This window comes from Aquimarina aggregata, from assembly GCF_001632745.1.
In the GTDB taxonomy this organism is placed as follows: Bacteria; Bacteroidota; Bacteroidia; order Flavobacteriales; family Flavobacteriaceae; genus Aquimarina; species Aquimarina aggregata.
In genome coordinates this window covers 1-5981 of the sequence record NZ_LQRT01000012.1, presented here as the reverse complement: position 1 = coordinate 5981, position 5981 = coordinate 1, and the positions used below count along the sequence as shown (strand labels likewise).

Sequence of the window (5981 nt, the reverse complement as noted above, 5' to 3'; positions counted from 1 at the left end):
TAACGTCTCGTATAAGAAACGTAGGGCAGGTGATAAGCTCTATCGTTTCAGTTTATTACTTAGCTAAATATAAATATTTTGCTTTTACCTTTTCTACTATAAATGCCAAATTTTATATTTAGCGGACTTTGTTAATATTCACAGAACTTTCGGTTAAGCACAAACGCCCTATGTTTTTTATACCTTGTTACCTGGCTGGCTTTTTTATCCCCAAACTTGCTAGCGTTGGCAAAGACATACTCTTTTACAGTTTTGGTGTAGCGTGGATGGCGCGACTGGAAATGTGTATGGCTCTTTCAGCGTAGGCAATTCTGTTATGCCATTAAATTGTAGCTTTCACTTGGCGGAAATAATAACTCGATTCCTTTCGGTTTGATTTTGAACAACGGACCTTTTTCGACTACTTTTCCTTTTGAGTTTCGCTTAATTAAATGGTCAAGCGTAATTATTCCCTGTTCAACTAGTAAGTTAAATTGAGAAGTAATTGGTTTTTTTGTGTGTTCCACCAATTTATATTGAAAATGCTCTAGGTCATTTATTCTAGTGCTTTCGGCTTCTACCCAAAACGTTTCTTTATGTTTTGTTTTTAGTCGATTGTGAAGTTTGTCTAATGTCCAAACCACAAAATCCCCAACTTCTGGTTTATCAGAGTTTTCAATCAATTGTTTAATATCGCTATCAATTCTTAGATTCAAACCTTGTGAGTTTCTAGTAATTGCAGAAACTGTGCAATACAATTTAAAATCCTCTTCTCGTTCATAACCAAAGTTGTCGAGAATTTCTGCCGAACTTTTAAATTTACTTAATTTCCAATCTGGAACTTGTGCAAATAGATTTTTACGGTTTGTTCTACTATTTCTGAATGATTTAAGTTCAATTCCTTTATAATCGGGTTGTTTAGAAGAGTTAATGTCAATTCCTAGTGCAGCTTCAAGTGTTCTGCCAACAGAAGTGTCAGCGTCAACCATTGAAGGAATTGGGCCAGCATTTGCTATTTTTCTTAACATAGCCAAAAGTTCAAAAGCGACTTCGTTCTCAGTTGTATTAATTGCATTAATTAACTCTTGAAACGGATTTAGAATTGAAGAATTAATCAATTCTCTGATGTCTAATTTTGTCAAGTTGAAAACTTGAAATTTACCATCAAAGTGCGTTATTGCAATAATATCGTTTGGGTCAGCAACTTTTGTCAAACCATAAAACCAAATTCGTGGGTCTCCTTTTTTAGTTGAAGGACGATATAAAGATGCTTGTGATTTTATTGTCTTAAAACCAGTATGAATAACTGCTGGAATCATTGCTTTACTCTCTGTACCTTGTGGTTGTAATTCGTAATCGTGAATATTTTCACTTTTCAAATAACTACGAACAGAACCAGTCGCATCCATAATTGATTTTTTTAATCCGGTTTCGGTTGGCTCAATTAAAGTAAGAGAAACTTGGCTTTTGGTAAGTAATTTTATTTTTTCTTTTTCTGGGTCTGTAAGTTTTCTCACTTGATATGTTTTAAAATTTCGCTTGCAACTGCTCTAGCTAATAAAGGCGGAACAGCATTTCCAACTAAAGTGTATTGTGGCACTTCTGTTTTTCTGTTATTCCCACCTGTTGAGCGTTTTCCTTGAAATACAAATGAGTCGTCAAACGATTGTAAACGTGCCATTTCTCTAACTGTTAAAGACCTTGGCGAATTGTAGTGAATGTAATCGTCCGCAATAGTCATTATTGTAGAACTCTGTTCGTCTGGTTTTAAAACATTGTAATTTCTCTTGTTTGTAGAAAGATTTAATTTCTCAAGCTCTGGTTGTGCTTTTCTATAATTACCATTTTTTAAAATCACACCAAGTCTTTCAATAACGGTTTCATTTTGATTACTTGTCTTGTGGTTGTTAAGTATGTCGAAATATTTTTCTCCGTTTTCCAAACCTTCTGTATTCCTTACATAAAATGGTTTTGTCTGAGGTTTAAATCGTTCAATTAATCTGCCTTTTTTTGACCATTCTGCAAATGATTTTCCACCTTTGGAAATAGGCTTTCCGTCAATTTTTCTTTTTTTGAGAAGTTTAGCCATTTTTTTTGCAGTTCCATTGTATTGTGCAGAAATATCAATTTGTTCATATCGATGTGCTTCTTGATTGTTGCCAATAAAGTCTAAATCGTATAAAGCTTCAAAAATGGTTACTTTTTCTTCTTCTGAAACTGTTGCGGGAATTTCAGAAATATATTTTTGGTCTTTGCGACAACCAATAAAAAGTACTCGTTCTCTATTTTGAGGCACACCATAATTTGATGCGTTAGCTACAAATGGTTGTTCTATTTTATAAAGTCTAATACTTTCAAGAATAGTCTCTAATTCCTTTTTTTGTGATTTGTTACAGTGAGATTTTAAAATCTCAATGGATTCATCGAAAGATGTTGTGTATATTTTTAAAGCAGTTATAATATCCTCACAATCCTTTTTGTAATTGATTGGAACTTTTAAAGCTTTAAATGAATTCTCAATTTTTGAAATGACATTTTCTGAGCTTATTTCTGTTAGAAAATCTGTAAAGGAATTTACAAAGTCATCACTATCAATATTACAAAAATCCTTTTCTTTGATAATATCACGTTTTAATTTCTCCCATTCTTTTGCTCGAGCCAAAAGATTAAAACCGTGACGAATTGTATTAATATTTTCGTCTGTTTTACTGGTTTTATAATCTGCGATTTTTGGCGTTAGTTTTTTAAATCTATTCTCAACAAAACTGATGAAATCAGCTTTTCCAGTTTCTTTATCTTTTTCAAGAAGTTTTTCAAGTTCAACTCGTTTTACAATACTATCGAAAAGGAAAGAATTTGATTCTTTGCGTATTTTTTTGATGAATGTATTTAGTAATGGAATTTCTTTTGTGTCAACAATAGAGTTGATTTCTTTGATAATCAATTCTTTTATTTTCCCGCCTTCTTTCGTCAAAATGCCTTTTACATTTTCCATCACAAAGTATTTAGGTTGTAAAACCTTAATGACTTCTAAGTAGTGAGAAAAAAGGTCGTCTTTTTTATCGAATTTTTTTCGCTTTCCTGCAAGACTGAAACTTTGACAAGGTGGTCCACCACAAACAACGTCAATTTTACGTCCATCAATTTTTTCTAATAAATTGTCTAAAAAGTCAGGTTCAGTAATATCCTGTTTTAAAAACTCCGCATCCAAACCTAATTGATGATTATAGCGAACAACGTGAGTTAATTCGCAATTTTCATTGATGTCGTTGGCAACAACGAAATCGAAGAATTTATTATTATGTTCAGCTTGTAAAAAACCCTCACTAAAACCGCCAGCCCCAGCAAATAAATCTACAAAAGTGAAAGGTTTTCCATAAAGTGCAACCTGTTCTTTGACAATATTTACATTGTTACTTTCTTTGTAGTTTTCTATGTGTTCGTTTAATACGCTTTTAACTTCGTCTTGTACAAAGGTTTTTTTATTAGAGTGATGCAAAAGTTCGTCTGCTCGTTCTTTTAGAAAATCTAAATAATGGTTGATTTCGTGAGATTCCACACTTAATCCAATCGCTTTTTGTTTGGATTTATTGAAGTTTTTCGGTTCTATTTTCTGTCCTGTAGAAACCTTAACTTGGCTTCCGTTACAGTTTATTCGAAGATGAATTGGTGCAAACCCTTTTTTGTCAGGTTTGTCTAAATAAAAATTAATTGTTGCCATAATTATTCACGGACGTTTTTACGTACACGGACAAATTTACGGACATTTTTTTAAATTCCTATTTAATTCTGATTTTTGTTCTGAGTGAGCGCTGGGAAAAGGCAAGCTCTTTTTATTTTGTGAGGTACGAGCAAAATGAAATGTGCTTGACTGCGCGTTTGGATTTTTCAAAGCTTGCAGGTAACGTCTCGGCTATGCGCAGTGGCGGTGTTATGACCACATACCTTTTAGCTTTGACCAAAAGTTTGATTTATTACTTGTTTTTAAATTTTGCTCTCTATCCGCCATTGTCGTATAGCCATTGTTACCAGTAGTTTCTTCCTCTTTTTCTGATTCATATTCTTCAATTGTCCATTCCCCTCCGATTTCATTTCTATAAGCCGTTTGTCCGTAATTCAGGTAATAAACTTCATTTAGAGTCGGGTCAAGTTTTATAATTTCTTCTAGGCATACCAACTTAGAATCTGCTATTTTTGGTTCATATTCTGTATGAAACTGCCAATCTCCATCTTCATTATGATGTACATACAAAATTGGTTTACCTTCAAAAGCGTGATGAGTTGTATAAACTCCTAAATTTTTCTCTTCTTGATATTTAAATTCTGTATTCCTATCAAGTAAAGGTTGTTTGAATTTCCAGTTTTCATTGAATCCGCTTTCCCAAGGCCACTTACTTTCTTTATCAGGCCAAATCATTTGTAAAACAGGAAAATCAAAAGTGTTTTCATAATACCATCCAGCATAACCAAAATAGTCAGCATAATTTTCTTTATTAACCTCCAAGAATTGAACTTCATAGCTCTCCAATAAGCCAGAATATTTTTGATTAAGTTTATAACTATTTCCTTTTCTTATTTCATCTCTCAGTCCGTTAAGAAGATGTCCCATTACATCTGTTTTAAGACCGAATAATATTATTTCAGGATGTTGGAATTTTTCATAAAGACCTATTGTATAAACAAAGGCAGGTGAGTAACCATCACTTTCAAATAGCGCTAAATGACAATCATATTCTTTGATGTCATTTACAATCCTTTCTTTTGCTTGTTTATCGTGTTCTTCGTGATTTTCCATATTACTGGTAACGTTAAATATATGGCAAGTTGGGCAGAAAACAAGCGATTATTTTCGGTTTAGCCACAAGCCAAATCTTTTGTATTTTGTTTTAATTTTTCTCTTTTAATACCAAATCAAAAGATTTGGTGACTTTGCAAATATAAATAGACCTTTCGGTTAAACACTAATCGCCTAATTTGCTATATATAGTGTTGTAAAACGTTGCTTTTAACTTCTCTATTCAATTGTTTCAGCCAATAAAAGTATTTCTTTATTAATTATTTCAGCATTCTCTTTTTTTGTAATTATAGAGCCGTGATTTGCATCCATATAAAATTGTTTTCCTTTAGTAGATAGTTCTTTCAGTTCTTTTTGCATTTCGAACCATATTTCAGAATCTCCATATTGTTTTTTTGCGGTAAAAACTAAGATAGGTAATGAATCTAAACTACTTGATTGACTAGCACGTAAAAGAATATCATTATTTATTATGTTTGCTTTTAAATACCTACGATAAACATCTCCAGAATGAGAAATAAGTTTAAGTTTACGAATTTGGCAATCTTTCGGTAGGTTGTCAATCTTAGGTTTTGGATTAGTTATTTTATTATAGACTCCTAATATTCCCATATCGGCAAGTATTGAAAGAGATTTTATTAAGGTAATTTGATTTTTTTCAAACAACCCATTTTCTGCTAATCGCTTCCATTGTTCAGGATGACTTGAATCTAAAAATACAAGTGCTTTTACTTCATTTGGATATAAGTCTCTGAATATTCTATTATAAGGACCACCCATAGAGTGACCTACTAATATATAAGGTGGTTTTTCTCCATTTTTTTCAAGTAATTTATGTAATTGATGGGCGTAAAAATCTGATGTAATACTGTCTTTGCTAGATTCACTAAACCATTTACCTTCTCTGTCATAACTTACAACTCTTATATTTTTTTTCAATCCTTCAACAATCCAATGAAATACATCTGTATCATTTCCTGAACCTGCTTCAAGAATAATGGTAGGTAAATCATTTTTTTCGCCTTCTGTTCTTATGTGAAGTTTAGTTCCATCAACATCCACTAATTTTCCTGGTGGAACTGGTTTTGAACTAAATAATCGGAAACACAATCCAGATATCAATATTAGAATTATAAGACTGGCAAAAATTTTACCAATCCACTTTAGTATTTTTAATATTAATTTCATCGTATTTTTTAAATGTTTT

The 5981-nt window shown here is 32.1% G+C and carries 4 protein-coding genes; all 4 read right to left on the bottom strand.

The window, feature by feature from the left end:
* Positions 1-314: 314 nt before the first annotated feature.
* Positions 315-1496 carry an MvaI/BcnI restriction endonuclease family protein gene (locus tag AWE51_RS11345; protein ID WP_066313636.1) on the bottom strand — a complete coding sequence of 394 codons (1182 nt, stop codon included), beginning with the start codon at positions 1494-1496 and terminating at the stop codon, positions 315-317.
* Entirely contained in the window at positions 1493-3700 is a 2208-nt protein-coding gene (locus AWE51_RS11340; RefSeq protein ID WP_066313635.1) for a DNA cytosine methyltransferase, read from the bottom strand. The genes AWE51_RS11345 and AWE51_RS11340 overlap by 4 nt, the downstream gene beginning before the upstream one ends.
* 210 nt (positions 3701-3910) lie before the next feature.
* On the bottom strand, positions 3911-4774 hold the full coding sequence (locus AWE51_RS11335; RefSeq protein WP_066313634.1) for a DUF4262 domain-containing protein: 864 nt from the start codon (positions 4772-4774) through the stop codon (positions 3911-3913).
* 219 nt (positions 4775-4993) lie between these two features.
* Positions 4994-5981, bottom strand: a 988-nt coding sequence (locus AWE51_RS11330) for an alpha/beta fold hydrolase (protein ID WP_066313633.1), incomplete at its 5' end; no start/stop codon positions are given.

Coding starts and splice junctions, on each gene's coding strand:
- AWE51_RS11340 (WP_066313635.1), bottom strand. CDS start 3,700: ATGGCAACAATTAATTTTTATTTAGACAAACCTGACAAAAAAGGGTTT.
- AWE51_RS11335 (WP_066313634.1), bottom strand. CDS start 4,774: ATGGAAAATCACGAAGAACACGATAAACAAGCAAAAGAAAGGATTGTA.